A 25,186-nucleotide genomic window follows, 5' to 3' on the forward strand; every position below is an offset into this window, starting at 1 on the left:
TCAATTCCTGATAGGCGTATATCAATAAATGGGAGGTTGTCCATGGCGATCCGCGCGGCCATCAAGCTGGATGGCGTGAATTTCACATCGGCCGAAACTGTGATTGTGGAAACGCCTGATTTTGCTGCAAGCGCGTTCCGTTATGCATCCGGCGTCACGGCTCTTCGCATTCGCAACAACGTGGGCGAGATCATCGTGCTGCCGTTTCATGGCCAGCAGATCTGGGATGCGACGTTTCACGGGCGGCGGCTCACCATGCGCAGCATGTTCGATGATCCCGTGGCGACAACGAACTATCTGCAAAACTATGGTGCGTTCTTCCTGCACTGCGGCGTGACGGCAATGGGAAATCCGGGGCCGGGCGATGCGCATCCGCTGCATGGCGAGGTGCCGCACGCGCCTTACCACGCGGCACAGCTTCTGCTCGGCGAGGATGAGGCAGGGGCCTATATCGCGCTCACCGGCAAGACCCGCTACACCGTGGCTTTCGCGCAGAATTGCGAGACGCAGCCTGTCCTCAAGTTGCACGCGGGCACCGGGCGCATGACCATGGATGTGGCCGTCCACAATCTCAAGGCCACGCCAATGGAGGTGATGTACCTCGCCCACATCAATTTCCGCCCGGTTGATGGGGCTACGATCTTCGACACGGTGCCGGATGACGAAAAGGCCTTCCGTGTACGGACGACCATCCCGCCGATCTTCAAGCCCAGCGAGGCTTTCAAGGCGATGATTGCCGAGGTGGCGGCAAAGCCCTGGCTGCACCGTGACATCGTGCCCGGCCGCGCCATCGATCCGGAGTTGGTGATGGGGCTTGATTTCAAGGCGGATGCCGATGGCTGGGCGCATTCGATCCAGATGCTGCCCGATGGCACAGCCGATCTGGTGAGCCACCGCCCCTCGGAATTGCCGCGCGGCGTGCGCTGGATGTGCCGCACGCCGGACCAGGCTGCGCTGGGCCTGTTTCTCCCCGCCACGGCGGATGCCGATGGCTACACGGCGGAAAAGGCCAAGGGCAATCTCGTCATTGTACCGCCCGGAGAGGCTTTCCGCTGCTCCATGGCCTTCGGCGCATTGAGTGGGGATGAAGCCGCCGCGATGGCGCAGCATATCGGCAAGGTGAGAGACTCGGTCTGATCAGGTGCCGCAGAATGTCCTGTAGCTTGGGTCTTTCGCCGCCGGTTCGGCATAACGCTCTTTGCCCGGCTGTTCATCGAAGGGGCTTTGCAGCAGGGCAAGCAGCTCATTGAACGGCGCCATGCCACCTTGCGTGGCGGCGGCCAGCGCCTCTTCGACGAGATGATTGCGCGGAATGTAGAGCGGATTCACTCCATCCATGTCCAACGCCGACGCGGCATGCAGCCGTGGCCTCCAGCGCGCGAGCCATGGCGCGAAGGCTGTGGAAAAGAATTCCGTTTCCTCACCGCGCGCCAGACCAGCCAGATGGCGGAAGGACAATGTGAAGTCGGCTTCAGCCTGTTCAAGCAGCACCAGATAATCGGCAATCAGCGTCGCATCGCCTGCATCTTCACCGGCAAGGCCCAGTTTCCGGCGCATCAGCGACGTCCACGTGCCGTGAAAATCAGCCTCGAATCCTTCAACACATTGGGTGGCCAAAGCAACGGCGCGTTCCTGATCGGCGTCGATCAGCGGTAGCAGCGTTTCGGCGAAGCGCGCGACGTTCCAGCCCGTCAGCAGCGGCTGGTTGCCATAGGCATAGCGGCCCTGATGATCGATGGAACTGAATACGGTGCGGGGATCGTAAGCATCCATGAAGGCGCAGGGGCCATAGTCGATGGTCTCGCCGGAGATGGCGGCATTGTCGGTATTCATCACCCCATGGATGAACCCCACGCTGAGCCACTGTGCCACGAGCGCAGCTTGCAATGTCCGAACCCGCGCGAGGAGGGCGAGAGAGGGATTATCTTCCGTGACAAGCTCTGGAAAATGCCGGGCGATGGCATAATCGGCCAGTTGCTTCACCTTGTCCGTTTCACTGCGCGCGGCAAAGAACTGGAAGGTGCCGATGCGGATATGGCTTGCCGCTATGCGCGTGAGCACAGCACCAGGAAGTGCTGAGTCACGGTAGATGGTTTCGCCCGTAAGCGTCACGGCTAGCGCGCGCGTTGTCGGAATGCCGAGCGCCGCCATCGCCTCGCTCACAAGATACTCGCGCAGCATCGGGCCGATGGCCGCCTTGCCGTCGCCGCCGCGCGCAAAAGGCGTGCGTCCTGAGCCTTTGAGCTGGATGTCGAAACGCTGTCCCGTGGGCGTCACGATCTCGCCCAGAAGCAGCGCCCGCCCGTCTCCAAGCTGTGGCGAGAAGCCGCCAAACTGATGCCCCGCATAGGCCTGCGCGATCGGTGTTGCACCTTCGGGAATGGCCGCGCCGGAAAAAACCGCCGCTCCAACCTCGCCCTCCAGCGCCGTTGCATCGAGCCCCAGTTCGCTGGCCAATGCGGCGTTGAATTTGACGAGCTTTGGCTCAGGCGCCGCCGCAGGTTTCCACTCAACGTGGAAACCGGGAAGGTCGCGGGCATAGCTGTTGTCGAACGGGAAAATCATCTGTGTCATGGCGGCCTCTTGGCGTAGCATATAGAAAGCCATGAACGAAATTCCTCCGGTTTGATCCCATGACAGCCAATCTTTTCGGTCTTGCCGGGCGGCTGGCCCTTGTCACCGGGTCAAGTCAGGGGTTGGGCCTCGCCATTGCGCGGGGGGCTGGCACAGGCAGGTGCTTCCGTTGTGCTGAACGGCCGCGATGCCGCGCGCCTTGAAACCGCTGCCATGGAGCTCAGGAAGGAAGGGGCAACGGTTCACATCGCCGCCTTCGACGTGACATCTGCACCGGACGTGACGGCTGCCGTCGAGCGGATCGAAAACACCATTGGCTCAATTGATATTCTCTTCAACAACGCGGGCATGCAGTTTCGCACCGCGCTTGAGGATTATCCCTTCGAGAAATGGCGCGAACTGATGCGGGTGAATATCGATAGCGTGTATCTGGTGGGGCAGGCGGTGGCCCGCCATATGATCTCCCGCAAACGGGGCCGCATCATCAATATCTGTTCCGTTCAGAGTGAATTGGGCCGGCCCGGCATCGCGCCTTACACGGCCACGAAAGGGGCGATCAAGATGCTCACCAAGGGCATGTGCGCGGACTGGGCGAAACATGGCCTGCAAGTGAATGCCATCGGACCCGGCTATTTCCGCACCGAACTGAACAAGGCGCTGGTGGAGAATCCGGAGTTTACGGCCTGGCTGGAAAAGCGCACGCCTGCCGGCCGCTGGGGCGAGGTGGATGAGCTGATGGGCGCGGCGGTGTTCCTCGCCAGCGATGCGGCCTCCTTCATCAATGGCCATGTGCTCTATGTCGATGGCGGCATCACGTCTGTTCTGTAGTCAGCCCTTGGCGCGCACGAAGAAATCTTCGGCCCCCATCTGACCGCCTTTCAATGCGATCTCCAGCCCATCGAGGTGAGACGTATGGGCGAGGGCCTTGCAAAGCGGCGCACCGGGGGCCAGCGGCGCCAGCGCCGTGACGCCGGAGAGACCCATCGCGATGCAGGCCTGCCCTGAACTGTCACCGCCCGAAATCACCGCCCGTTCAAGCTTCGCATCGCGGACCAACTCATTGAGAACGAGGCCAAGCCCTGAGCCCACTTTCAGGCTGATGGCTTCCTTTTCCGAGCCTGCTGCCGCGATGGCTGCATTCAATGCCGCCACCTCCGGATCGTCCGGCCCTCGCGCGGAACAGATCAGCGCATCGCGGCCTTCGCGCAATGCCGCGAGCCCTGATCGTTTTACGCGCTCCAGTTCCTCCGCCCATGCGCGATCATCAACGGCCTTGCGCGTCTGAAGCGCGATGACGTCAAAACCGTGTCGCCCGGCAAAGCGGATCTGCTGTGCTGTAATCGGAGAAACCGAACCGGACACTGCGGCCAAGCGCTCAACCTTCCGCATCGGTTGGAGGGGAGGAGGAGGGGGCAACACACCGTTCGCGCGCCAATGCGCCAGCAGCGCATATTCCACGCCCTGCGATCCCACGGTGAACGGCCTTCTTGCGCGGCCCTCCCACATGATCTGCCCGGCCGCCGCAAGCGTCTCGTCATCAATGGCGTCGACCAGCAGTACCTTCGCGCCATCTGCGGTTTCCCGAGCAATCTTCCTGTCCGCATTTCCGCTCTTGAGATCGGCAAGGTCGATGAGCCCGATCTTCCAGTCCGTCTGCTGGCCGAGGTGCAGGCGAAGGTCGGACTCATGCATCGGCGTTACCGGGTGGCGCTTCATCACCGGGTGGCGATCAATGCGATAGGGAATGCCGCCTGCGCCCGCGAACAGATTGCCGAAGGCCTGCCAGCGCGCCAGTTGCGGCACGGCGGTGAACACCGGCGTCCAGTCATTGCCGAATGTTGCCGCTCCCAACGCGATGGCCTTGCCGATCGAGCCAACGTTTGGTGCCGAATCGAAGGTGGAGCAAATCTTGTAATGCGCGATTTGCGGCTTCGTATCTTTGAGCGCCGCAAACACTGGCGGCAGATGCTCCTCCATCCATCGCGGTGATTTGGATCGCGACAACCCCGCAATGCCGATGGCCTTATAGCCCTCGATACGGTTGAGCAATCCTTCGTCCGGCGTTTCAAAGAACAGGATGGTCTTGAGGCCGGCAAATGCCAGTGCCTCGAGCGTCGCGGTGGAGCCGGTGAAATCATCGCCATAGAATGCAAGCAGCAGCCCGGCGGGCAGCGCCTCATTCATTTGAATGTGCCCAGCGCCTGCTGAAGGGCGGGGTGCGTCCTGGCATGGGTCTCGATGGCAACGCCCGCCATTGCCGCCTCCCACGCCTCGCGCAGGCTTCGTACGCCGGCTTCGGGGCCGCCGGGATGGGCCATCACGCCGCCGCCTGCCGCATAGATCAGGTCATCACCGCCAACCGCTTCAAAGGTGGCGCGGGCCTGCAGAACGGTCTGGCCGGATGAAAACACCGGCATGATGATGCAGGGCTTGTCTTTGAAAAGCGGCTGCGCCACGGCGCGGGCAGAGCGCACCACGCTTTCATCGCTTTCGGAGAACTTGTTGCCGATGCCATTGACATGCATGTGATCGACGCCCGCGAGACGCCAGATTTTTTGCCATGCCATATAGTCGAAGCCGAGCGCTGGCGCGCGCGTGAGATAGCCCCAGCCATTGCGGTGCGCATGCAGCGTCAGCGCCGTGTGGCGAGCCAGTTCGATCATGCCTGTGAGGCCCACCGAATTGATGCTGGCCATGATGCAGGTGCCGCCTTCCTGCAATACGAGGTCGTGCCGCTTGCGCATTTGGTCGAGATCGCCTGTCAGGTTGAAGGCATACATGGCCTTCTTGCCCGTTTTGTCAGCGTGGCGGTTGATGGTCTTCATCACCGCGCGAACGCGGTCATCGAAGGGGCAATGACTGGCATCGCCCTGCAACTCATCGTCCTTGATGAAGTCGATCCCGGCAGCGCAGAGCCGGTCAACGAGCGCGGCTGTTTCCCCGGGAGACAGGCCGATCGACGGTTTGATGATCGTGCCGATCAGCGGCCCTTTCGGCGCATTGGCGAATTTGCGTGTGCCGGCAATGCCGAATTTCGGACCCTGATAGGCCTTGGCGAAATCGGCAGTGAGGCGCATGTCCAGAAGCCGCAATCCCGAAAACTCGCCCAACTCGAAAAGATTGCCAGCCAGTGTCGCCAGAAGGTTGGGAAGCGAAGCGTTCACATTGGCGGCGGGCCATGACAGCGTGACATGCGCTTGCTGGATGGGCCCATGAGGATTATCCTTGGCGCGCTTGCCGCCGGGAAGCGAGGGTGATGGGACCTCGCCGATAATCTCCAGTTTCTCGACGCGTGCCGCCGAGCGTTCCTTCAACTCCGGCGTTTCGCCCGGCACGGCAATGAAGGTGCCGCTCGATTGCTCGCCCGCCATCACCTCCGCTGCCTTGCGGGGATCAAGCGCGGTTTCGATGAGATAATCGGCTTCGATACGCTCAAGCATCGAATTTGTCTTTCCATCGAGCGAGCCATGCAAGGCCATCTTCGGTGCGGCTACGGGGCTTGTACTCAGCGCCGATCCAGCCTTCGTAGCCGAGCGTTTTCATCGCGCCCAGCACATACTCGTAGTTGAGTTCACCGCCATCGGGCTCCTGGCGGCTGGGGGCCGCGGCGATCTGCACATGGCCGATGAATGGCAGGGCCGCCTCGAAGCGCTCGGTCACATCGCCTTCCGTGATCTGCACATGATAGCAGTCAAACATCAGCTTCACATTGCCGTGCCCCAGCTCGCGGATGACGCGCAAGGCATGGGCCGTGTTGCGCAGCATGTAGCCCGGCTTGTCGCGCTGGTTGATCGGTTCAAGCAACAGCGTCACGTTCTCCTTCTCCGCCAGCTTTGCCGCGTGGTCGAGATTGGCGAGGAACACCGGCATTGCCGCGTCCGGATCTGCGACGCCCGCCATGCAATGGATGGCGCTGGCGCCGATGGCCCGCGCATAGGCGAGGGTCATCGCGAAACTCTCGCGGAATTCCGCCTCGCGTCCGGCAATTGCCGCCAGACCAAAGTCGCCGGGCTGTGATCCGACAGGCGTATTGACGCCAAGGATCGGCAGCCCGCAGGCATCGAGCGTGGCCTTCACCTCCTGAGAGGGAATGTCATAGGGCCAGTGCATTTCGACGGCTGAAAAGCCCGCCTCGGCCGACGCGCGGATGCGGTCGAGGAGGGGCCGGTCGCTATAAAGAAATCCGATGTTGGCGGAGAAGCGCATGAAACCTCAGGTGATGCGGCGGATGCTGTCCATGATCTCCTCCGGCTCGAATATCCGCTTCCAGTCGTCCTTCATCAGGACCGGTTTTCCGAAGGTGATCGCCTTGTTGCAGGCATCGGAGAACACGCCCTGCGTTTCGCCGAAGATCACCGAGCCCAGCACATTCATGTGGCCGAGCAGGAAGTCGCGCGCCGCTTCGCGCGGAACACCGCGCCGCTCCACCTCGTCAAGCGCCTCGCGCATCACGTCCAGAAGCGAGGCGCAGAGGGTTTCCGAAAGTCCGGGCTCGAGGATGGCCATCTGCTCCACCGTCACGCGATGCGAGCGCATCACCGGCGCCCAGATGATCTTGGCAATGGCCTCGCCCTTGGCGTAGTCCGCTTCCGGCCCCTGCATGAGCGCGCAGACGATGTGCTGCTTGGCCGCGATGCCGCCGAAGAAATCGCGCTTGGCCTTGGGATCGGTCTCGTCGTTGAAGATCGGCGGATGGCAGGGGTGCGTCACGAAATAGGTGATGTCGCCGCGCTTCGGCAAATGACCGGCATGAGGCGCTGCCGCATCGAGAATGATGATCATGGTGCCGGGTTTGAGATCGTTGATGATTTCGGTCGCCACCTTGCCGATCAACGTGTCGGGCACCGCGAGAATGACCGTATCCGCGCCCGCCAGCGCGCTCCTTGGATCGACGGCATCAACGCCGAGGCCGCTTTTCAGGCGCTCCTTGCCTGCCTCGCTCACCTCCACATAACGAACATTGGCTTTAGCTTTCTGCAGATTGGCGCCAAGCCTCATTCCCATTTTACCGCCGGCGCCGAACAGCGCGATCACTGACATGGCTTTGTCCTTTTGAAATTTCGCGCACTCTTTTCATGGCTGCTTCGTCCAGTCAATGTGCGCCGCACGCGCCCGGCGTTGACCCGACATGCCTTTTCGGCAAGATGACCGGGAACACTCTGGGAGGAGCCGGGCATGATCCTGGGCTGCATTGCCGACGATTTTACCGGCGCCACCGATCTGGCGAATACGCTGACGATACAGGGTATGCGCACCGTGCAGGTGATCGGCGTGCCGGATGGCGCGGCGCCTGAAGCCGATGCGATTGTCGTAGCGCTGAAGTCGCGCACCATTCCCGCCGCTGAAGCCGTCTCGCAATCGCTTTCAGCCTGCCGCTGGCTAAAGCGGAACGGCGCACGGCAAATTCTTTTCAAATACTGCTCTACCTTTGACTCAACCGATCAAGGCAACATCGGCCCCGTGGCGGATGCGCTTCTTGATGAGCTGGGCAGCAGCTTCACCATCGCCTGCCCGGCCTTTCCAGAAAACAAGCGCTCGATTTACATGGGACACCTGTTCGTGGGGCGTGATCTCCTCTCCGAATCGAGCATGCGCAATCATCCGCTCACGCCGATGACGGACTTAAATCTGGTGCGCGTTCTGGGCCGCCAGACTTCGAGAACGGTAGGACTCGTCGCACACGATGCGGTGCGCCAGGGCGCGGCGCGGATCATGCAGGAATTTGAAAGCCTGAAAGGACAGGGTATTTCCCACGCCATCGTCGATGCGGTTGCCGATCAGGATCTTCTCGCCATCGGGGAAGCCTGTAGCGGAATGGCTCTCATCACAGGCGGCTCCGGCATTGCTTTGGGACTGCCTGCGAATTTCAGGAAAGCGGGCATCCTGCCCGCACAGGCAAGGCCCGCGTCATTGCCCAAACTCTGTGGCCGCGCGGTGATCGTTTCCGGCAGTTGCTCCACCGCCACGCAGGGCCAAGTGGAGAATTTTATCAGGGCTGGCGGCAAGGCCTTCGAGATCGACGCGAGCAAGGCCGTGCAAATGCCAGGGGCCGCGCTCACAGACGCGATGGCGTTTGCTCAGGCTCATGAGGGTGACAATGCCATCCTCATCTATTCAACAGCCGATGCCGCGAAGGTGAAGGCCGTTCAGGCTGAATTCGGCCGCGAGCATGCGGGCGAGATGATCGAGCGAACCATGGCGGACATTGCCAAGAGCTTGGCGTCTTCCGGCATCCGCCGTTTCGTCGTGGCAGGCGGCGAGACATCGGGCGCCGTGGTGCAGGCGCTGGGCGTGAAGCAACTGGAAATCGGCCCCCAGATCGTGCCCGGCGTTCCCGCGACAATTTCCATTGGAAGCGAACGATTTGCATTGGTGCTGAAATCCGGCAATTTCGGCGGCCCGTCATTTTTCACGGAAGCGTTGCAGGTGCTGTCATGAAAGAGAGCGCAGCACGCCAACTGATCGTCGATATCGCGCGCTCGATGTTCGAGCGCCGACTCACCTTCGGCAGTTCCGGGAACATCAGTGTGAAGGTTGAGGATGGCTGGCTGATGACTCCCACTGGCTCTTCGCTGGGCCGCCTTGATCCGGATGCGCTCTCGAAGATTGATCTCGAAGGCCGCCATGTTGCGGGAGATGCTCCCACGAAAGAGAGTTTTCTGCATCTCGCCATGTACCGCGAGCGCGTGGGAGCAGGTGCCGTGGTGCATCTTCACTCCACCCATTCCGTCGCCGTGTCCTGCCTTGACGGCATTGACCATGAGGATGTGCTGCCGCCCATCACGGCCTATTATGTGATGCGCGTCGGCAAGCTTCCGCTCATTCCCTATTACGCGCCGGGCGACAGGACGTTGGGCGAAGCGGTGGGCCGCGCGGCGGCCAGACATTCCGCCATGCTTTTGGCCAATCATGGGCCTGTCGTCTCCGGAACCACGCTCTCCGCCGCGACGGATGCGATCGAGGAACTGGAAGAAACGGCGAGGCTCTATCTGCTGCTGCACGGTCGGCCGACACGCTATCTTTCCGCGAACCAGATCGCCGACCTGAAGCGGCGCTTTCCCTCCGCCTGACAGAGTTGCCAAGGGTACAGAAACCTCTGCATTGCAGGCTTTTCCGCACTTTTGTGCAGTGCACATTGACTTTCCTGTGAAGCCTCCATAGCGTCCCATCGACTGGTATAACAGGTATACCAACCTATGGTTCTCAAGCGGGCACGACTGTACGAGCAGGTTGCGGACATTCTCGAAACGAGGATCCGTGATCGTGATGTTGCGCCCGGCGACGAGCTTGCCTCCGAGCGCGATCTGATGAAGGAGTTTGGCGTCGGCCGGCCCGCAGTCCGCGAGGCGCTCTTCCATCTGGAGAAGATGGGGCTGGTGGAATTGCGAAACGGCGCGCGCGCCCGTGTGAAAGCGCCGAGCCCCGAGGCGATGATGTCGTCGCTCGCCGGGTCGGCGCGTTATCTCCTCTCGGAGGCCGAAGGCATCCGGCATTTCCAGGACGCCCGCATTCTCTTTGAAGCCGGCCTCGTGCGCGATGCAGTCCGCATGGCAACGCACGAAGACATTGGAAATCTCGAACGGGCGCTGGCGGAAAATCTCGCGTCGGTCGGCAATTTGCGGAAATTCGAGGAAACCGACGTGGGCTTTCATTATGCCATCGCCGTGATTCCGCAGAACCCTATTTACCGGGTGCTGCATTCGGCCATTCTCGAATGGCTGATGGAGCAGCGCCACGTGACGCTCAATTTTCCCGGACAGCTCAATCAGGCCTGCGAAGCACACAAGGCAATCTTCGCCGCCATCAAGGCGCGCGATGAAGACGCTGCGGCGAAAGCGATGCGCAGTCACCTCGAGCAAGTGCGCGATCACTATTGGAAAGTGCGGGAGGCAACGCCATGAGCGGCTATGTGATCACCGTGACGTTTCAGGTGAAGCCCGGCGCCATGGCGGCCTTCCGCAAGCTCATGGATGAAAACGCCCGCGCCTCCTGCCGTGACGAACAGGGCTGCCACAGGTTTGACGTGCTGGTGCCGCCGGGACGGGATGACACCGTGTTTCTTTATGAGATCTATCAGGACCGCGCCGCCTTTGAAGCGCATCTCAAGACGCCGCACTTCGCGGTGTTCGACCGGGACAGCGCGCCGCTGGTGGAAGGAAAGACGGTCAAAGACTTCAAACTCGTATGCGAAGGATCGCGCGCGTGAATCTTTGGGAGTAGAGCAGCCATGTCAAGAACCCGCCTGAAGGAAATGATGCGCACCAGAAGCGCCAAGCTCGGGCATTTCATCGTCGAATTCGCAACGCCGGGCATCGGCCATCTTGTCAAGGCTGCGGGATGCGATTTCGTGTTTTTCGATATGGAGCACTCGGGGTTCAGTTTCGAGACGCTGAAGAGCGCCATCCGCTATTTTGAGGCGGCGGATGTGGCGGTCATCGTGCGTGTGCCGGGACAGGAGAATGACATGCTGGCGCGCGCCTGTGACATGGGCGCCGAAGGCCTGATCGCGCCGATGATCTCAACCGTTGCACAAGCGCAGGCCATGGTAGACAGCGTGAAATATCACCCCATGGGCAAGCGCGGCGTGGGGCTGGCCCTGGCGCATGACAACTACCGCTCCGCGCCAGTTGCGGACGCACTGAAAGCCGCCAATGACCGCACCGCCGTCATTTGCCTCATCGAAACGGCTGATGGCGCGGAAAACGTGGATAGCATCGCGGCCCTTCCCGGCGTTGACGCGCTGTGGGTGGGGCACTTCGACCTGTCCGTCTCGCTCGGCATTCCCGGTGAATTCGGCCATCCCAAATTCAAGGCGGCGATGGAGCGCATCATCGCCGCCGCGAAGGAGCACAAGAAATCTCTGGGCCGCCTCGTGCCCAATGTCCAGCAGGGCACGGACCACTACAAGCAGGGCTTCGATTTCATCTGCTATTCCGGCGATGTGTGGGTGCTGCGCGATGCGCTGGCGGATGCCATGGGCAAGCTCAGGGCGGAGTGCGTGTGATGGTCTATCGCGTGGCGCTCTCCGGTGATTTCCGCAAGAGCGACGGCTCGCCGGTGTTCAAGGATTTTGACACCGCACCGCTGGCTGCGGCCAAGGGCGTCGAGATGGTCTATCTCGACAACGCCAATCCGCTGCGTGGCGATCAGCTTGAGGATTTCGACGCGCTGATCCTGCTGGCGCACCGCTTCGCGCCAGAAAGCGTGCCGGAGAGCGGCAGGCTTTCGGTGATCGCCCGCTTCGGGGTGGGTTATGACACGGTGGATGTGCCGGCCTGCACGGCGAATGACATCGCTCTGTGCATCACGCCCGATGGCGTGCGCCGCCCGGTTGCGGTGTCGATCATCACCTTCATTTTGGCGCTGACCGGCAAGATGATGGTGAAAGACAAGCTTGCGCGGCAGGGTGCGCCCGGCTTCAATGCGCGGGGCCAGCACATGGGCGTGGGGCTGGTCGGCAAGACACTCGCCTCCGTCGGCGTCGGCAATATCGGTGCGGAAATGTTCCGTCTTGCCAGGCCCTTCGACATGAAGTTTATCGCCCATGATCCCTATGCCGATCCGAAAGTGGCGCAGGATCTGGGCATCGAACTCGTGTCGCTTGAAGATGTGTTCGCGCGCGGCGACATCGTGACCGTGAATTGCCCGCTCTCGGAGAAAACCCATCACCTCGTGAACGCCGAGCGCCTGGCGTTGATGAAGCCCACGGCTTATTTCATCAATACCGCGCGCGGGCCGCTTGTTGACCAGAAGGCCCTCACCGCCACGCTCGCTTCGGGCAAGATCGCAGGCGCCGGGCTCGATGTGTTCGAGCAGGAGCCGACCGATCCGGACGATCCGCTGTTCAGGCTCGACAACATCATTGTGGCGCCACATGCGCTGTGCTGGACAGACCAGTGCTTTGCCGGCAATGGCGCCGCCGATGTCAGGGCCGTGCTCGATGTGATGAAAGGTGAAATCCCGCGCGGCGTCGTGAACCGCGATGTGCTTGACCGCCCAGGATTCAAGGCCAAGCTTGCCGCCTACAGGAAAAACGCCTGACCGATCAGGAGGACAAGAAGCGGGAGAAAACCCGCAACGTGCAGACCAGTGACACAATGAAACCAAACCGAAAACGTCATGGGAGGACCCACATCATGAACGACCGTGAACGCCGCGACTTCGAGGCAGGGCTTGCCGCCGATGTCGACGCCTGGCTGAGGGGCGATCCGACGCGCCGCAGCTTCATCAAGAAATTCGGGCAGCTCACCGGCATGCTCGCCATATCGGGCTCGATCATCCCGGCCACCGCGCAATTCGCGCTGGCGCAGGCGAAGCTCGATCTCGCTGATCCATCGACACCGCTCGGCAAGGCGCAGGCGGCTGCCATGAAGGCTTCAACCGATGGCCCGGCTGATGGATCTGCCTATCGCGCCGTGCAGGCGGCGAAGCAGTATTCGGGCGTTACCCTCAACATGACCTATGAGGCGGGCCTGCAGGCGCTGGACCCGCGCAATTATCTCCGGCCCTGTGTGGGAAAGCCTGACCGGCATCAAGTCCAATGTGGTCGAACTCTCGCATCCCGACCAGTATTCGAAGCCGGTGGCCGAGCACATCGCCAATTCCGGTGCCTATGACATTCTCGACATCGAGCCGGCATGGACGCCGTCTCTCGCCGACGGCGGGGTGATCGCGCCGCTTGACGACTATATCGCCAAGTTCATGAACACCAGGCGGACCTCGACGACTATCACCCCCTGTTCAAGGCGCTGCCGACCTACAAGGGCAAGATCTGGGGCTTCTTCGATGATGGCGACATGTTCGCCCTCTATTACCGCAAGGACATCTTCGAGGACCCGAAGATGAAGGATGCCTATCAGGCGAAGTTCGGAAAGGCGCTGGAAGTGCCAAAGACCTGGGAGGACTATGCCCAGGTGGCGCAGTTCATCACCGACCAGATGGCGCCCAACGTCTATGGCGCGGCGCATTTCCGCAAGGCCGGTTCGCCCGGGCAACCAGTATGACTTCCTCCAGCAGTACCGCGCCAATGGCGGCGTGTTCTTCGATGGCGACATGAAGGCGCAGCTTGCCTCTGACTGCCGGCATGAAGACGTTGAAGAACATGATCGCCGCCAATGCGGCCTCGATGCCCGGCAACAACGAGCTCGATGCCGTGTCGGTGTGGGCGGCGTGGCTGCAGGGCAAGGTGGCGATGATCTATTCTTGGCCGCCGACCGGACGCATGACCGCCAACTACTCGCAGAGCGACAAGGCGATCAGCTTCGTCCCGCAGTCGGTCGTGAAGGACAAGGTCGGCTATGCCGTGGTGCCTGGCAATCCGGAACATGCCACGGGCTACAACAAGGCGCTGGCGGCGGATTCGGCCAATGCGGAAGCGGCCTATCTCTTCATGCAGTGGAGCGACCTCGCCGCCGGTCTCGCTCGCCCGCGTGATGGTGCCCTATGCGCTGCGCGATCCGTATCGCCTGTCGCACTTCAAGTCGGAGCTCTATCAGTCGCTGTTCCCGACGGCGAAGGAATATCTCTCCAATCTCTGTGAATCAGCCAATAAGGGCGTGCTCGACATGATCATGCCAGGCTGGCAGGACTATGCGCTCTCATTGGACCGCATGTGCTCATCCGTCTGGGGCGGGGCCGATCCCGAAGACGGCGCTGGAAACAGCCGCCGCCGAGTGGGATGCCGACGACCGACCGCCTGGGCGAGGACTTCGCAGAAAGCCTTCTACGAGGAATACAAGAAGCTGCCTGGTTCTTCCGCCGATAATACGGTGGAAAAGCTCGGCATGGCGGTGAAGCTCGATTGATGCAAACCGGGGCAGCTCATCGGGCTGCCCCGGCTTTCTCCTTCCACAGGATTTTGAATGACCACCACCGATCACGGACGGATGCCTAGGAGCTCCGGCTTTCAGCGCCTGGTGCGAAAAGCACTTCAAATGGCTGATGGTGGCGCCGGCCGTGGCGCTGATCCTGGTGTTTTCGGTTTATCCGCTGCTGTTTTCCATCTGGGTAGCCTTCGTCAATTATGATTTCAGCGTTCCCGGTCACGCTTTTGTGGGCCTACGCAATTTCACCCGCGTGCTGGCCGATCCCGTCGCGCGCTGGTCCGTCGTTGTGACCGCTATCCTCACCACCTCGACCGTGCTGATAGAATTCCTGCTGGGCCTCGCCTTGGCGCTGGCGATGGTGAAAGACATTCGCGGCCGCGGCGTCATCATGGCGCTCATCATCATTCCATTGTTCATCAGCCCGGTGATCGTCGGCCAGGCCTGGGCGCTGCTGCTGCAACGGCCCTTTGGTCCGACCAATTACATTCTCAGCCAGATTGTTGGCCATGAGGTGACGATCGACTGGTTGATCAACGCGCCGTGGAATTTCTTCGCCATCATCCTCGCCGATGTCTGGCAGTGGACACCCTTCATGTTCGTGATCCTGCTGGCGGGCCTCACTTCCGTGCCGCATCACATTTACGAGGCGGCGGAGCTTGATGGCGTCGGCGCCTGGAAAACCTTCTGGAACATCACCATTCCCTATATCGCGCCGATGATCCTGCTGGCGCTCACCTTCCGGCTTCTCGACGCGCTCAAGATGTTCGATACCATCTTCATGCATGACCGGCGGCGGCCCGGGCACGAAGACCTATACCGCGTCTTTCTATCTCTACACGCTGGGCTTCACGCAGTTCCATCTTTCGCGAGGCGACGGCGGGAAGCTGGATCTTCCTGATCTTGACGCTCGCCATTGTCAGCCTGCTGGTGCGCCGCCTGCTGAATGCCGGAGGTGTCACGATGATGGCGGGGGCGCACAGCGTCGTCGATCGCTGGCGATCGGCCGTTCATCTTCTCGTCTATCTCGCTCTTCGTGTTGGCACCGCTCTATTGGATGTTCGTCACCTCGATCAAGCCGAGCGACGACTATCTCGCCATTCCGCCGGTGTGGTTTCCTTCGGACGAGCCGACGATCATCCACTACACCGCGGCGCTTTTCGCCTATCGCGGACTGCAAGGCCTCATCAACAGCCTCATCATCTCGATCGCTGCGACCATTCTGTCGGCGATCATCGGCACGCTGATGGCCTACAGCCTCGCGCGCTTCAATACCGGCGGGCAGCATCTCTCCTTCTGGGTGCTGTCGCAGCGTTTCCTGCCGCCGGTCGCGATCGTGCTTCCGATCTTCCTGATCTACCGCATGGTCGGTCTGCACGACACCAAGATCGGCCTTATCCTCGCTTATACGGTGTTCACCCTGCCGGTGACGGTGTGGATGATGTTCGCCTATTTCCGCCAGCTTGCCGGTGTCGCTTGAGGAGGCGGCGCTGGTCGATGGCTGCACGCGCTGGCAGTCCTTCTGGCGCGTCGGCGTGCCGCTCGCGGTGCCGGGAATCGTGGCGGCGGCAGTCTTCGCCTTCATCGCCTGCTGGACGGAGTTCTTCTTCGCGCTGATCCTGACCAGCCGCAACGCTTTCACGCTGCCGACGGTGTTCCGCGCCTTCCTCGGCTTCCAGGGCGCGCAATATGGCGAGGCGAGCGCACTGGCCATCGTCTCGCTCGTGCCGTCGATCGTGCTGGGCACGCTGGCGCAGAAACATCTGGTGCGCGGACTGACGCTCGGCGCGGTGCGCGGATGACGGATTGGACGTGAGATGGCCGACAGTCAAGATCAACGGCCTGCACAAGCGATTACGGCGCGGTTCCACGCGCGCTGCGCGGCATCGATCTCGACGATCGCCGGACGGCGAGTTCACCGTGCTCGTCGGCCCGTCGGGCTGCGGCAAGAGCACGCTGCTGCGCATCATCGCAGGGCTCGAGGAGGTCATCCGGCGGCACGATCGGCATCGACGGCGAGGTGGTGAACGACATGCGCCCGCGCGACCGCGACGTGGCGATGGTGTTCCAGGACTACGCGCTCTATCCGCACATGACGGTGAGGCGCAATATCGGCTTCGGCGCTGCGAGGCCCGCAAGATGCCGAAGCGGGTGAGATCGCAAAGCGCGTCGATCGCGCCGCGCGCATGCTCGGCATCGGCGCGTTGCTCGACCGCTATCCCCGCCAGCTCTCGGGCGGCCAGCGCCAGCGCGTCGCCATCGGCCGCGCCATCGTGCGCAATCCGCAGGCTCTTCCTGTTCGACGAGCCGTTGTCGCAATCTCGATGCCCAGTTGCGCGACGAGATGCGGGGGGAGATCAAGCGCCTGCACCAGGAGCTGGGCCGCACGATGATCTATGTGACGCATGACCAGATCGAGGCGATGACGCTGGCCGACCGCATCGTGCTGATGCGCGACGGGGTGATCGAGCAGGAGGGCTCGCCGCTTGATCTGTTCGAGCGGCCGGCCAGCCGCTTCGTGGCGGGTTTCCTCGGCAGCCCGAAAATGAATTTCATTCCCGCCACCGTATCGCCGAGAGGCGTGACGCTGAGCGATGGCACGGCGCTGGACATGCGGCTGCCAAAAGGCGTCAAGGCAGGAGATGCTGTGACCCTCGGCATCCGCCCGCAGCACATCGCCAAGGCCGGCGCCGCGCTTGCCGCGAACCATGCGCGCGTGCCCGTCACGGTGGAACTGGTTCAGCCCACGGGCTCGCGCATGCAGGTGAACATGCCGCTCGGCGGGGCCAGTGTCACGGCGGAATTTGCCGCCCATGACGTGAGCGCGGCGGGCGAGAAAACCTCGATCGACATCGACATGACGCGCGCCATCATCATCGATCCAAAAACCGAAGCTGTGATCCGGGACTGATCCAATGGCGAAGAAACCCAGCCGCCTCATCAAGCTCTTTGGCACCGAAGTGCCGGACGGAAAGCGCCGTATTGTCGGCGCCGGGCCACTTTCGGCCACCTTCGACAGCGGCGCGCTCCGTTATATTTCATGGAATGGGCTTGAAATTCTGCGTGGCATCGCTTGGCTCAGCCGTGACAAGAACTGGGGAACCTATTCGCCAAACATTCAAGACCTGCAAGTCCGCCAGTCGAAGGAGGCTTTCACAATCACCTATTCTGCCATCTGCAGGGATGGCGAGCAGTCTCTGAAATTTGACGCGAAGATCGAGGCCACCGCCAAGGGCACGCTGCGTTTTTCCGCCACCGGCACGCCGCTCTCCGATTATCTCACCTGCCGCACCGGTTTCGTGGTGCTGCATCCGCTTGATGGCGTGGCTGGCCGACCCGTCGAAGTCGTCCATACGGACGGCAAAAAAGAGAAGGCAAATTTCCCCAAGCTCATCAGCCCGGGCCAGCCCATCTTTGAAATCCGCCAGTTGAAGCACGAACCGGTGCCGGGGCTTTCGGTGACGGTGCTGATGGAAGGCAACAAATTCGAGATGGAGGATCATCGCAACTGGATGGATGCCTCCTACAAAACCTATGTGTGCTCACTGCTCGATCCCTGGCCTTACACGCTGAGGAAGGGTGAACCGTTCACGCAGTCCATCACGCTGTCGATTGCGGGCAAGCCTGCCAAGTCTTCGGGCAAGCGCGCGTCCGGCAAGATCGAAGTGGAACTGGGCGGCGCGCAGAATGCCATTCCGCGCATTGGCGCTGCGGTGTCCATGGCGGAGGCTCAGCATGCCGTGGCCGCCGGGCCTCTTGTGTCGCTCGCCAATCCCGCCGAACTTATATGCCAGATCGATGGACGGCAGGATGGCCAGGCGGCAGCAGCCGAAGCTTTCCGTGCCCTTGCGGAGCGCACGGGAAAGCCGGTGAAACTGGAAATCATTCTTCCCGCGCAGCAGGGCGCCGCCTCGGAAGTCGAAGCCATCGCGCAGATGGTGCATGGCGCAGGACTGAAGCCTAAGAGTGTCGTCGTCACCCAGGCGCATGATCTCAAATCCTTCCAGCCCGGCGCGCAGCGGCCTTGGGGGCCGGGTTATGAAGAGATGGCCACAGCCGTCCGCGCGTCTTTCCCGGGCGTGAAGGTGGGCGGCGGCATGCTGTCCTATTTCACCGAACTTAACCGCAAGCCCGTGCCGCAGGGCGTGTTTGATTTCGTCACCCATTCCGGCTGCCCCATCGTGCATGCGGCGGATGATATCTCGGTGATGGAAACGCTGGAGTCGCTGCCATGGATCTTCGCCTCCACGCGGGCGATGATCGGCAAGACGCCTTATCACATTGGCCCCACCAACATTCCCTGCCGCGATAATCCCTATGGCCGCGCCGCAGCGCCCAATCCGGAAAATGGCCGTGTATGCCTTTCCACCATCGATCCGCGCCAGCGCGCGCTTTATGCGGCGGCGTGGAATCTCGGTTACCTCGCCCGCGCCGCGGAAGCGGGTGTCGACGCCGTGGCGCTCGGTTCCCTTACTGGCCCACAAGGCATCATCTATCGCAAGGGTGATGAGGCGCAGCCGTGGTTCGATGGCGGCAGCGCGAAGATTTATCCCGCCTATCATGTGCTGGCTGGATTGGCCCCGGCCGGCGGCATGAAGCGCGTGGCCACGCAATCCTCCTCTCCGGCAAAAGTCGCCGCGTTGTCGCACAAGTCCAAGGCTGGCGCTATACTGTGGCTCGCCAATCTCACCGGAGAAAAGCAGGCCGTAAAAGTGAAGGGCGTTGAAGGCGCGGCGGCATTGCATGTGCTGGACGCGGGAAGCTTCGAGGCGGCTTGCAAATCCCCCGCGTGGCTCTCAGGCAAGGGCGAGACGCTGCGCAAGGTGGGCGGCGTCGATCTCGAACCCTATGCCGTGGCGCGTTTCCTGCCCCTTTGAGGCGAAGCGGCTCCGGCGAGCGGTAGCGCGGTATTATATTTGACCTGCTTCAGCGCCATGCTGGAGCGGATGTTGGCGACGCCCGGAATGGTGCTGACGTCCCGCACGATGAAGCGTTCAAGCGCGCGGAGATCGGCCACCACCACGCGGATCAGATAGTCGCTGTCACCGGTCATCAGATAGCATTCCATCACCTCATCGAGTGCCGCCATGCGCTTCTCGAAGGTATCGAGTGATTTTTCGATTTGCCGCTCCAGCGTGATCTGGATGAACACGCTGATGCCGAGGCCCACGGAGTCAGGATCGACCAGCGCCGCATAGTGCTTGATGACCCCGCGCTGTTCCAGCGCCTTCACCCGTGCCAGGCAGGGCGATGGAGAAAGGCCAACCCGCTCCGCCAACTCGACATTGCTGATCCGCCCGGCGGATTGCAGCACCTTCAAAATCCGGCGGTCAGCGTCATCCAGCATAAAATTCCTCATAAATGCAAATTGCCAGCACATTATTCCGAAAAGCTCTATCGCAGCAATGAGATTCGACAACACCTGTGCCGTTTGGCATGGCATGGTCGATCATGTGAAAGGACCCCGGCGATGATCCGCAATGACACGCTTCCGCTGGCGACTGTTGAAAAGCGGCTGCTCTGGCTGGCGTCGTGGATGATTCACAATGCCAATCACCTGAGGCCAAAGGAGGAGGGGGACGTGAAGGTGGGTGGCCATCAGGCCTCCTGCGCCTCCGCCGTGTCGATTCTCACCGCTCTTTATTTTCACGCGCTCCGCCCACAAGACCGCGTGGCTGTGAAGCCGCATGCCGCGCCCGTGTTTCATGCCGCGCAATATCTGATGGGCCGCCTGCCGCTGCAGAAGATCATGGACTTCCGCGCTTTTGGCGGCGCGCAGGCCTATCCCAGCCGCACCAAGGATGTGGACGATGTTGATTTTTCAACAGGCTCTGTCGGCCTTGGCGTGGCGATCACATGTTTCTCCTCGATCATGCAGGATTATGTCGCGGCGCATGGATGGGGCAACGACGGGACGGGCCGCATGGTGGCATTGGTCGGTGATGCGGAACTTGACGAGGGCAACGTCTATGAATGTTTGCAGGAGGGCTGGAAGCACGATCTGCGTAACGTTTGGTGGGTGATCGATTACAACCGCCAGAGTCTTGATGGCGTGGTGCATGAGGGCCTGTGGCAGCGCATTGAATCCGTCTTTGAAGCGTTCGGTTGGCGCGTCGTGCGCGTGAAGCATGGCGCCCTGCAGCGCGCAGCTTTTGAAGAGCCTGGTGGTGCGGCGCTCATGGACTGGATCGAAACCTGTCCCAATGCGCTTTATTCCGCACTTCTTTATCAGGGAGGTGCCGCTTGGCGAACCCAGCTTCTGGCTGATCTTGGCGGCGATGCGGAAACAGTATCTCTGATTGCGCGCCGGTCCGATGCCGAACTTGCTACCTTGATGGCCAATCTCGGCGGTCATTGTCTTGAGACGCTGTGCGACACGTTTGACAAGGTGAGGGATGATAGGCCGACGGTATTCCTTGCCTATACGGTGAAAGGTTGGGGCACGCCGCTCGCCGGCCACAAGGACAATCACGCCGGGCTGATGACGCCGCAACAGATCGAAAGCCTGCGTGGTGAACTGGGCGTTCCCGAGGGCGAGGAATGGGATCCCCTCGCGGCTGTTGAAGATGCGGCCTCCTTCACGGACTTTCTGAAGCGCGTGCCGTTCTTTGACGAAGTCCAGCGCCGGAGGTCCGCCCCTCATGTGCCTGGAGCCGCTCCCATAAAACTCAGTGAACGGACGATCTCCACGCAAGCGGCGTTCGGCCGCATCCTCGATGAGATCGCGCGGCAGGGCGGGGCGCTGGCGGATCGCATCGTCACCATGTCGCCCGATGTCACCGTCTCAACGAATCTCGGAGCATGGGTAAACCGGCGCGGCCTGTTTGCCCGTGATGCGCGCGCGGATACATTCCGCGACCGCTCGCTTCCCTCGATGCAGAAATGGGCTTTCTCGCCGCAAGGGCAGCACATCGAGCTGGGCATTGCGGAAATGAATCTGTTTTTAGCGCTGGGCGCGGCGGGGCTGGCGCACAGCCATTTCGGTGAACGGCTCATTCCCATAGGCACTGTCTATGATCCCTTCATCGCGCGCGGCCTCGATGCGCTGAATTACGCCTGCTATCAGGATGCGCGCTTCATCATCGCGGGCACGCCGTCCGGGATTACGCTGGCGCCCGAGGGTGGCGCGCATCAGTCGATCGGGACATCGCTGATCGGCATGGCGCAGGATGGCCTTGCCAGTTTTGAGCCGGCCTTTGCCGACGAACTGGCCGCCATAGTGGCCTGGTCTTTCGATTATCTGCAGCGCGGCGGCGAGCATGATCCGGGTGAGAAAAGCTGGCTGCGCGATGAAACCGGCGGCTCTGTGTATCTGAGGCTCTCCACGCGCCCGCTGGAGCAGCCGGTATGGAGAGACAATCCTGCTTTCACGCGAGGCGTCATTGAAGGCGCATATTGGTTGCGCCGTCCGGGCCCCAATGCGGAGGTGGTGATCGCCTATCAGGGCGTGATCGCGCCGGAAGCGGTGTCCGCCGCGGCCATGATCGGCGAGGCGCGGCGCGATGTGGGCGTGCTGGCCATCACCTCGGCAGACCGCCTGAATGCCGGATGGACCGCCGCGCAGCGCGCGCGCATGCGCGGATCGCCAAGCGGGGCAAGCCTTGCGGACCGGTTGATGGCCGATGTTCCGCGTGACTGCACGATTCTCACCGTGACCGACGCGCATCCCGCCACGCTGGCCTGGCTTGGATCGGTACGTGGCCATCGCACCATCGCGCTGGGCGTTGAGCATTTCGGACAATCCGCATCGATCGGCGATCTTTACCGCCATCACGGCATAGACGCGGCCAGCATCGTCAAGGCCGCATCGGCGCTGGTGGACGGGCAACCAATTTCCGAACGGATTTAGAAACCCGTCAACGGCCTGGGATTGCTGCCGTCGGTGAAGCGCGAGAAGCGGAATGGCGTTGGATCAACCACTGGCGTTTTCCCTGCCGCGATATCCGCCGTCAGCCGCCCCGCGCCTGGACCGATGCCAAAGCCGTGGCCGGAATAGCCCGATGAAAGAATCAATCCGGGTACGGAGGAAATCTCCGAGATCACCGGCACCAGATCGGGCGTCGCGTCGATCATCCCGCCCCAACTGGCCGCCGTGGGCACGGAACGGAAGGCCGGGAATGTCTCTTCCAGATTGCGCCGCGCCAGCGCGATGGATGAGGCGGATGGTGCGGGATCAAGTGTCCGAACTTTCTCGAACGGCGACACGGCATCAAGCGCCCAGCGCCGCGTAAGCGCCCATTCGTCGAAGAAATCGCGCCCGAAGCGCAGCGAGAGTCCGGACCACTCCTGTTTCAGCACCGGGAGGAAATCGGAGAAGAACTTGAAACTGTCAGGCACGATGGGCGCGATCACCGAACCGCTCGACACCGTATAGCCGCCATCAAGGCGCTTCCGCAGCGCGAGGCCCGGTCCCCATGCTGCGATGGCGGGGCCTTCCGATGTTTGGCCGGTGCGCAGAACTGAGGCCAGCACCTTCAACTGCGGAAAACGCACGCCAGCCGTTCCGGCAAACAGGTTGGACCATGCGCCGCCCGCCAGCACCACGCGGCTGGCGCGGATGCGCCCTTTCTCGGTCACCACCCCCGCCACGCGGCCCGCCTGCATGTCCAGTCCGCGCACCGCGCAGTTCTGCAGGACAATGGCGCCTAGCCTCTGCGCCGCGCGCGCGATCGCCGGAGCCGCAAGGCTGGGTTCCGCTACCCCGTCGGCCGGCGTGTGAAGCGCGCCCTTCCACTCCGGCACAGCACCCGTGAGAACCTTGTTGACCTCGGACCCACGCAACAGCACCGAGGAAATGCCATGCTCTTTCGCATAGGGAAGCCACGCCTCGCGCTTCGCAAAGGCCTCGTCATCGGGGCAGATGTAGAGCGTGCCGGTCTGGCGAAATCCGGTTTCATCATTTAGCCTGCGGTTCAGCCCGCGCCAGATCGACAGGCTTTCAAGCATCAGCGGAATTTCGCGCGGGTCGCGCCCCATGGAGCGGCACCAGCCCCAGTTGCGGCTCGATTGCTCGCCCGCGATCACGCCCTTTTCGCACAGCACCACCCTCTGTCCCGCTTCGGCGAGAAAATAGGCGGTAGATGCGCCAATGATGCCACCTCCGATCACCACCACATCCGTCTCGGCGGGAATCTGCGTATCGCTCTCGACCTTGCCGATCTCGACCGGCATCACGCCACCTCAAGCGGCGTGTCGCCGCTACCAATGAGCATCTCCACGCCCTTGTCCGTTAGCGCATAGGTGCCCCCCTGGATCACACCGAGGCCTTCATCGGGAAATTGCAGATAGGAATGCAGCACGAACACCATGCCTTTCTGCAGGCGCTGGTTCGGCCCGCGGCTGATCTGCAAAGGCTCCAGCCAGATCGGCGGATAGGCAATGCCGATGCCATAGCCAAAGCGCATTACGGCGGCATCCTCCATATTTGCCGAGCGTACCGGCTCCAGCGACGCTTCTTCGATGTCGCCCACCGCAACACCATCGCCCGCCGCCGATATCCCGGCGGCGAGACTCTGCCGCGCCACCTCATAAACCTTGCGTGCGCGCGCTGTGGGTTCACCTGCCGCCATGGTGTGGATGGCTGTGGTGTGATAGCGCGCCGAAACGCCTGCGAATTCCGCATGCACGAGATCGCCGCTCTTGATGATCCTGCTGCGTGGCGTGGCGTGGCCGCCGGCCGAACGCGTGCCGCCCGAAAGCTCGGTGGGGATCGACCAGTAATCGCTGCCTGAAAAGCGCATCGCGTGTTCAATTTCGGCGGCAAGCGCAATTTCCGTAATTCCCGCGCGCATCGTCTTGCGCATGGCGCTAAGGCCCGCGCTCGCATGTTGCGCAGCCTCGCGCAGATACGCGAATTCCGCCGGAGATTTGACGAGTCTCGGCAGGCCCATGAGAGTTGTGGTGTCGACGATCTCCGCAGGTTTCAATTGCTCAGCCAGCGCCAGGCCCAATGCGTGCGGCAGCGCATAGCTTTGCGTCTCAATGCCAATCTTGCCGCGCGTGGCGCCTTTTTCTTTCGCCACCGATGCAATGGCCGAAGCCACATTGTCGAACATCAGGCGGTAGGGGCGGATATCGCGCACCCATGTGCTTTCATAAGCGAGCGACAGATCGGTGTCGCGCAGCACGATGGTGGGCGCGTCATCGTCCGCCGTGAAGATCAGCGCCTGCGGGCTGTTGACGCTGACCCAGGAGTCATAGCCGCCATAATAGTAGTGCGACTCCGGCGCGATGCTGATGGCGCAGTGAATGCCCTTGTCCTTCATCAGCGCGCGCACCTGCGCCAGCCGCGCCCTGTGCTCCGCCTCGCTGAAGGCTGCGAATTTTTCCAGCATATTATTTGTCCTAACGCTTCAGTTCGATAAGTGTGGCGCCGTCACCGGATTTCAGTGCTGCCTCATCGCCTTTGATCGCAACGGTCTTCACGTTCTCCAATGCCTTGAGAAAAGCCTGCTCCTGCATGTCCAGTGGCGGCGGACAGGCCATCATCGTCGCCGCCATGGCGCCGAAGGTGAAGGTGTCGCCGGATGACTTATAGCCGCCGGCGATACGGTTGCAGCCGATGGTGCCGGAGGCATGGCCACCATCGAATTTGAGCACCGCTTTGCCACTGTCGATGCCGTCAGCTCCCGTCACCGACATGATATGCCATTCACCGTCAAGCTTTGGTGCTTCTGCAGCCTGACATGCCAGAGCAGAAACGAAGAACATCGCCGCACTGATAGTCCGAACTTTATTCATGATTTGATCCTCACGCTTCGGAGGACCGTTATAGACAGCATCGCCAGCTG

At 61.8% G+C, this 25,186-nt stretch carries 25 protein-coding genes and 2 pseudogenes; 18 read left to right on the top strand and 9 right to left on the bottom strand.

Annotated elements, in window-relative coordinates; all coding sequences use genetic code 11:
* The first annotated feature begins 42 nt into the window (after positions 1–42).
* A complete protein-coding gene (locus tag QM694_RS18505) occupies positions 43–1,137 on the top strand; it encodes a DUF4432 family protein (RefSeq protein WP_415008380.1) in 1,095 nt (364 codons plus the stop codon).
* Here the strand turns inward: QM694_RS18505 and QM694_RS18510 are convergent, their stop codons facing one another.
* Positions 1,138–2,574, bottom strand: coding sequence for a protein adenylyltransferase SelO (locus QM694_RS18510; RefSeq protein WP_415008381.1), 1,437 nt, complete (start codon positions 2,572–2,574; stop codon positions 1,138–1,140).
* 59 nt (positions 2,575–2,633) lie between these two features.
* Here QM694_RS18510 and QM694_RS18515 point away from each other — a divergent pair.
* Positions 2,634–3,402: pseudogene (locus QM694_RS18515) on the top strand (SDR family oxidoreductase).
* On the opposite strand, the gene QM694_RS18520 reads toward QM694_RS18515, so the two are convergent.
* From QM694_RS18520 to QM694_RS18535, 4 genes are read right to left on the bottom strand one after another with little or no spacing between them, the layout of a single operon-like run.
* Entirely contained in the window at positions 3,403–4,758 is a 1,356-nt protein-coding gene (locus QM694_RS18520; protein WP_415008382.1) for a four-carbon acid sugar kinase family protein, read from the bottom strand. It lies immediately after the preceding pseudogene.
* On the bottom strand, positions 4,755–6,014 hold the full coding sequence (locus tag QM694_RS18525) for a ribulose-bisphosphate carboxylase large subunit family protein (protein ID WP_415008383.1): 1,260 nt from the start codon (positions 6,012–6,014) through the stop codon (positions 4,755–4,757). The genes QM694_RS18520 and QM694_RS18525 overlap by 4 nt, the downstream gene beginning before the upstream one ends.
* Positions 6,007–6,780: a hydroxypyruvate isomerase family protein gene (locus tag QM694_RS18530; RefSeq protein ID WP_415008384.1), complete on the bottom strand. Its 774-nt coding sequence runs from the start codon at positions 6,778–6,780 to the stop codon at positions 6,007–6,009. Before QM694_RS18530 ends, QM694_RS18525 begins: the two co-directional genes overlap by 8 nt.
* A 6-nt stretch (positions 6,781–6,786) precedes the next feature.
* Positions 6,787–7,614, bottom strand: a complete 828-nt coding sequence (locus QM694_RS18535; RefSeq protein ID WP_415008385.1) for a phosphogluconate dehydrogenase C-terminal domain-containing protein — start codon at positions 7,612–7,614, stop codon at positions 6,787–6,789.
* Positions 7,615–7,749: 135 nt separating this feature from the next.
* Between QM694_RS18535 and otnK the strand changes: the two genes are divergently transcribed.
* The 15 genes and pseudogenes from otnK (at position 7,750) to QM694_RS18610 (ending at position 19,273) form a co-directional block, all read left to right on the top strand.
* On the top strand, positions 7,750–9,012 hold the full coding sequence (gene otnK, locus QM694_RS18540; protein ID WP_415008386.1) for a 3-oxo-tetronate kinase: 1,263 nt from the start codon (positions 7,750–7,752) through the stop codon (positions 9,010–9,012).
* Entirely contained in the window at positions 9,009–9,644 is a 636-nt protein-coding gene (gene otnC / locus QM694_RS18545) for a 3-oxo-tetronate 4-phosphate decarboxylase (protein WP_415008387.1), read from the top strand. The genes otnK and otnC overlap by 4 nt, the downstream gene beginning before the upstream one ends.
* Before the next feature lie 126 nt (positions 9,645–9,770).
* The gene (locus QM694_RS18550; RefSeq protein WP_415008388.1) at positions 9,771–10,475 is read left to right on the top strand and encodes an FCD domain-containing protein; all 705 of its coding nucleotides are present in this window, start codon (positions 9,771–9,773) and stop codon (positions 10,473–10,475) included.
* Positions 10,472–10,780, top strand: a complete 309-nt coding sequence (locus tag QM694_RS18555; protein WP_415008389.1) for a putative quinol monooxygenase — start codon at positions 10,472–10,474, stop codon at positions 10,778–10,780. The genes QM694_RS18550 and QM694_RS18555 overlap by 4 nt, the downstream gene beginning before the upstream one ends.
* A 21-nt stretch (positions 10,781–10,801) precedes the next feature.
* On the top strand, positions 10,802–11,578 hold the full coding sequence (locus QM694_RS18560; protein WP_415008390.1) for an HpcH/HpaI aldolase family protein: 777 nt from the start codon (positions 10,802–10,804) through the stop codon (positions 11,576–11,578).
* A complete protein-coding gene (locus tag QM694_RS18565) occupies positions 11,578–12,615 on the top strand; it encodes an NAD(P)-dependent oxidoreductase (protein WP_415008663.1) in 1,038 nt (345 codons plus the stop codon). Before QM694_RS18560 ends, QM694_RS18565 begins: the two co-directional genes overlap by 1 nt.
* Positions 12,616–12,710: 95 nt before the next feature.
* Entirely contained in the window at positions 12,711–13,190 is a 480-nt protein-coding gene (locus tag QM694_RS18570) for a hypothetical protein (protein ID WP_415008391.1), read from the top strand.
* Between the two features lie 180 nt (positions 13,191–13,370).
* On the top strand, positions 13,371–13,577 hold the full coding sequence (locus tag QM694_RS18575; RefSeq protein WP_415008392.1) for a hypothetical protein: 207 nt from the start codon (positions 13,371–13,373) through the stop codon (positions 13,575–13,577).
* A gap of 80 nt (positions 13,578–13,657) precedes the next feature.
* On the top strand, positions 13,658–14,113 hold the full coding sequence (locus tag QM694_RS18580; protein WP_415008393.1) for a hypothetical protein: 456 nt from the start codon (positions 13,658–13,660) through the stop codon (positions 14,111–14,113).
* 25 nt (positions 14,114–14,138) lie between these two features.
* On the top strand, positions 14,139–14,378 hold the full coding sequence (locus tag QM694_RS18585; RefSeq protein WP_415008394.1) for a hypothetical protein: 240 nt from the start codon (positions 14,139–14,141) through the stop codon (positions 14,376–14,378).
* A gap of 136 nt (positions 14,379–14,514) precedes the next feature.
* Entirely contained in the window at positions 14,515–15,297 is a 783-nt protein-coding gene (locus QM694_RS18590; RefSeq protein WP_415008395.1) for a carbohydrate ABC transporter permease, read from the top strand.
* Positions 15,298–15,435: 138 nt separating this feature from the next.
* On the top strand, positions 15,436–15,876 hold the full coding sequence (locus QM694_RS18595) for a carbohydrate ABC transporter permease (protein WP_415008396.1): 441 nt from the start codon (positions 15,436–15,438) through the stop codon (positions 15,874–15,876).
* Positions 15,866–16,198 carry an ABC transporter permease subunit gene (locus QM694_RS18600; protein ID WP_415008397.1) on the top strand — a complete coding sequence of 111 codons (333 nt, stop codon included), beginning with the start codon at positions 15,866–15,868 and terminating at the stop codon, positions 16,196–16,198. The genes QM694_RS18595 and QM694_RS18600 overlap by 11 nt, the downstream gene beginning before the upstream one ends.
* A gap of 74 nt (positions 16,199–16,272) precedes the next feature.
* Positions 16,273–17,307: pseudogene (locus QM694_RS18605) on the top strand (ABC transporter ATP-binding protein).
* Between the two features lie 4 nt (positions 17,308–17,311).
* Positions 17,312–19,273 carry a hypothetical protein gene (locus QM694_RS18610; RefSeq protein ID WP_415008398.1) on the top strand — a complete coding sequence of 654 codons (1,962 nt, stop codon included), beginning with the start codon at positions 17,312–17,314 and terminating at the stop codon, positions 19,271–19,273.
* Here QM694_RS18610 and QM694_RS18615 read toward each other — a convergent pair.
* Entirely contained in the window at positions 19,243–19,743 is a 501-nt protein-coding gene (locus QM694_RS18615; protein WP_415008399.1) for an Lrp/AsnC family transcriptional regulator, read from the bottom strand. The genes QM694_RS18610 and QM694_RS18615 overlap by 31 nt on opposite strands.
* Positions 19,744–19,866: 123 nt before the next feature.
* On the opposite strand from QM694_RS18615, the gene QM694_RS18620 reads away from it, so the two are divergent.
* Complete coding sequence (locus tag QM694_RS18620; protein ID WP_415008400.1) at positions 19,867–22,245, top strand: transketolase; 2,379 nt, start codon at positions 19,867–19,869, stop codon at positions 22,243–22,245.
* Here QM694_RS18620 and QM694_RS18625 read toward each other — a convergent pair.
* From QM694_RS18625 to QM694_RS18635, 3 genes are read right to left on the bottom strand one after another with little or no spacing between them, the layout of a single operon-like run.
* Entirely contained in the window at positions 22,242–23,567 is a 1,326-nt protein-coding gene (locus tag QM694_RS18625; RefSeq protein ID WP_415008401.1) for an NAD(P)/FAD-dependent oxidoreductase, read from the bottom strand. The two genes, QM694_RS18620 and QM694_RS18625, sit on opposite strands and share 4 nt — an antisense overlap.
* Complete coding sequence (locus tag QM694_RS18630; RefSeq protein ID WP_415008402.1) at positions 23,567–24,730, bottom strand: M24 family metallopeptidase; 1,164 nt, start codon at positions 24,728–24,730, stop codon at positions 23,567–23,569. The genes QM694_RS18625 and QM694_RS18630 overlap by 1 nt, the downstream gene beginning before the upstream one ends.
* A 10-nt stretch (positions 24,731–24,740) precedes the next feature.
* The gene (locus QM694_RS18635) at positions 24,741–25,136 is read right to left on the bottom strand and encodes an META domain-containing protein (protein ID WP_415008403.1); all 396 of its coding nucleotides are present in this window, start codon (positions 25,134–25,136) and stop codon (positions 24,741–24,743) included.
* Positions 25,137–25,186: the final 50 nt, after the last annotated feature.

It is taken from the genome of Aestuariivirga sp. (assembly GCF_047602625.1).
GTDB lineage: Bacteria > Pseudomonadota > Alphaproteobacteria > Rhizobiales > Aestuariivirgaceae > Aestuariivirga.

Coding starts and splice junctions, on each gene's coding strand:
- QM694_RS18525 (WP_415008383.1), bottom strand. CDS start 6,014: ATGCTTGAGCGTATCGAAGCCGATTATCTCATCGAAACCGCGCTTGAT.
- QM694_RS18635 (WP_415008403.1), bottom strand. CDS start 25,136: ATGAATAAAGTTCGGACTATCAGTGCGGCGATGTTCTTCGTTTCTGCT.
- QM694_RS18530 (WP_415008384.1), bottom strand. CDS start 6,780: ATGCGCTTCTCCGCCAACATCGGATTTCTTTATAGCGACCGGCCCCTC.
- otnK (WP_415008386.1), top strand. CDS start 7,750: ATGATCCTGGGCTGCATTGCCGACGATTTTACCGGCGCCACCGATCTG.
- QM694_RS18585 (WP_415008394.1), top strand. CDS start 14,139: ATGATCATGCCAGGCTGGCAGGACTATGCGCTCTCATTGGACCGCATG.
- QM694_RS18590 (WP_415008395.1), top strand. CDS start 14,515: ATGGTGGCGCCGGCCGTGGCGCTGATCCTGGTGTTTTCGGTTTATCCG.
- otnC (WP_415008387.1), top strand. CDS start 9,009: ATGAAAGAGAGCGCAGCACGCCAACTGATCGTCGATATCGCGCGCTCG.
- QM694_RS18535 (WP_415008385.1), bottom strand. CDS start 7,614: ATGTCAGTGATCGCGCTGTTCGGCGCCGGCGGTAAAATGGGAATGAGG.
- QM694_RS18630 (WP_415008402.1), bottom strand. CDS start 24,730: ATGCTGGAAAAATTCGCAGCCTTCAGCGAGGCGGAGCACAGGGCGCGG.
- QM694_RS18580 (WP_415008393.1), top strand. CDS start 13,658: ATGAAGACGTTGAAGAACATGATCGCCGCCAATGCGGCCTCGATGCCC.
- QM694_RS18555 (WP_415008389.1), top strand. CDS start 10,472: ATGAGCGGCTATGTGATCACCGTGACGTTTCAGGTGAAGCCCGGCGCC.
- QM694_RS18505 (WP_415008380.1), top strand. CDS start 43: ATGGCGATCCGCGCGGCCATCAAGCTGGATGGCGTGAATTTCACATCG.
- QM694_RS18575 (WP_415008392.1), top strand. CDS start 13,371: ATGTTCGCCCTCTATTACCGCAAGGACATCTTCGAGGACCCGAAGATG.
- QM694_RS18550 (WP_415008388.1), top strand. CDS start 9,771: ATGGTTCTCAAGCGGGCACGACTGTACGAGCAGGTTGCGGACATTCTC.
- QM694_RS18560 (WP_415008390.1), top strand. CDS start 10,802: ATGTCAAGAACCCGCCTGAAGGAAATGATGCGCACCAGAAGCGCCAAG.
- QM694_RS18520 (WP_415008382.1), bottom strand. CDS start 4,758: ATGAATGAGGCGCTGCCCGCCGGGCTGCTGCTTGCATTCTATGGCGAT.
- QM694_RS18625 (WP_415008401.1), bottom strand. CDS start 23,567: ATGCCGGTCGAGATCGGCAAGGTCGAGAGCGATACGCAGATTCCCGCC.
- QM694_RS18510 (WP_415008381.1), bottom strand. CDS start 2,574: ATGACACAGATGATTTTCCCGTTCGACAACAGCTATGCCCGCGACCTT.
- QM694_RS18565 (WP_415008663.1), top strand. CDS start 11,578: ATGGTCTATCGCGTGGCGCTCTCCGGTGATTTCCGCAAGAGCGACGGC.
- QM694_RS18610 (WP_415008398.1), top strand. CDS start 17,312: ATGGCGAAGAAACCCAGCCGCCTCATCAAGCTCTTTGGCACCGAAGTG.
- QM694_RS18615 (WP_415008399.1), bottom strand. CDS start 19,743: ATGCTGGATGACGCTGACCGCCGGATTTTGAAGGTGCTGCAATCCGCC.
- QM694_RS18620 (WP_415008400.1), top strand. CDS start 19,867: ATGATCCGCAATGACACGCTTCCGCTGGCGACTGTTGAAAAGCGGCTG.
- QM694_RS18570 (WP_415008391.1), top strand. CDS start 12,711: ATGAACGACCGTGAACGCCGCGACTTCGAGGCAGGGCTTGCCGCCGAT.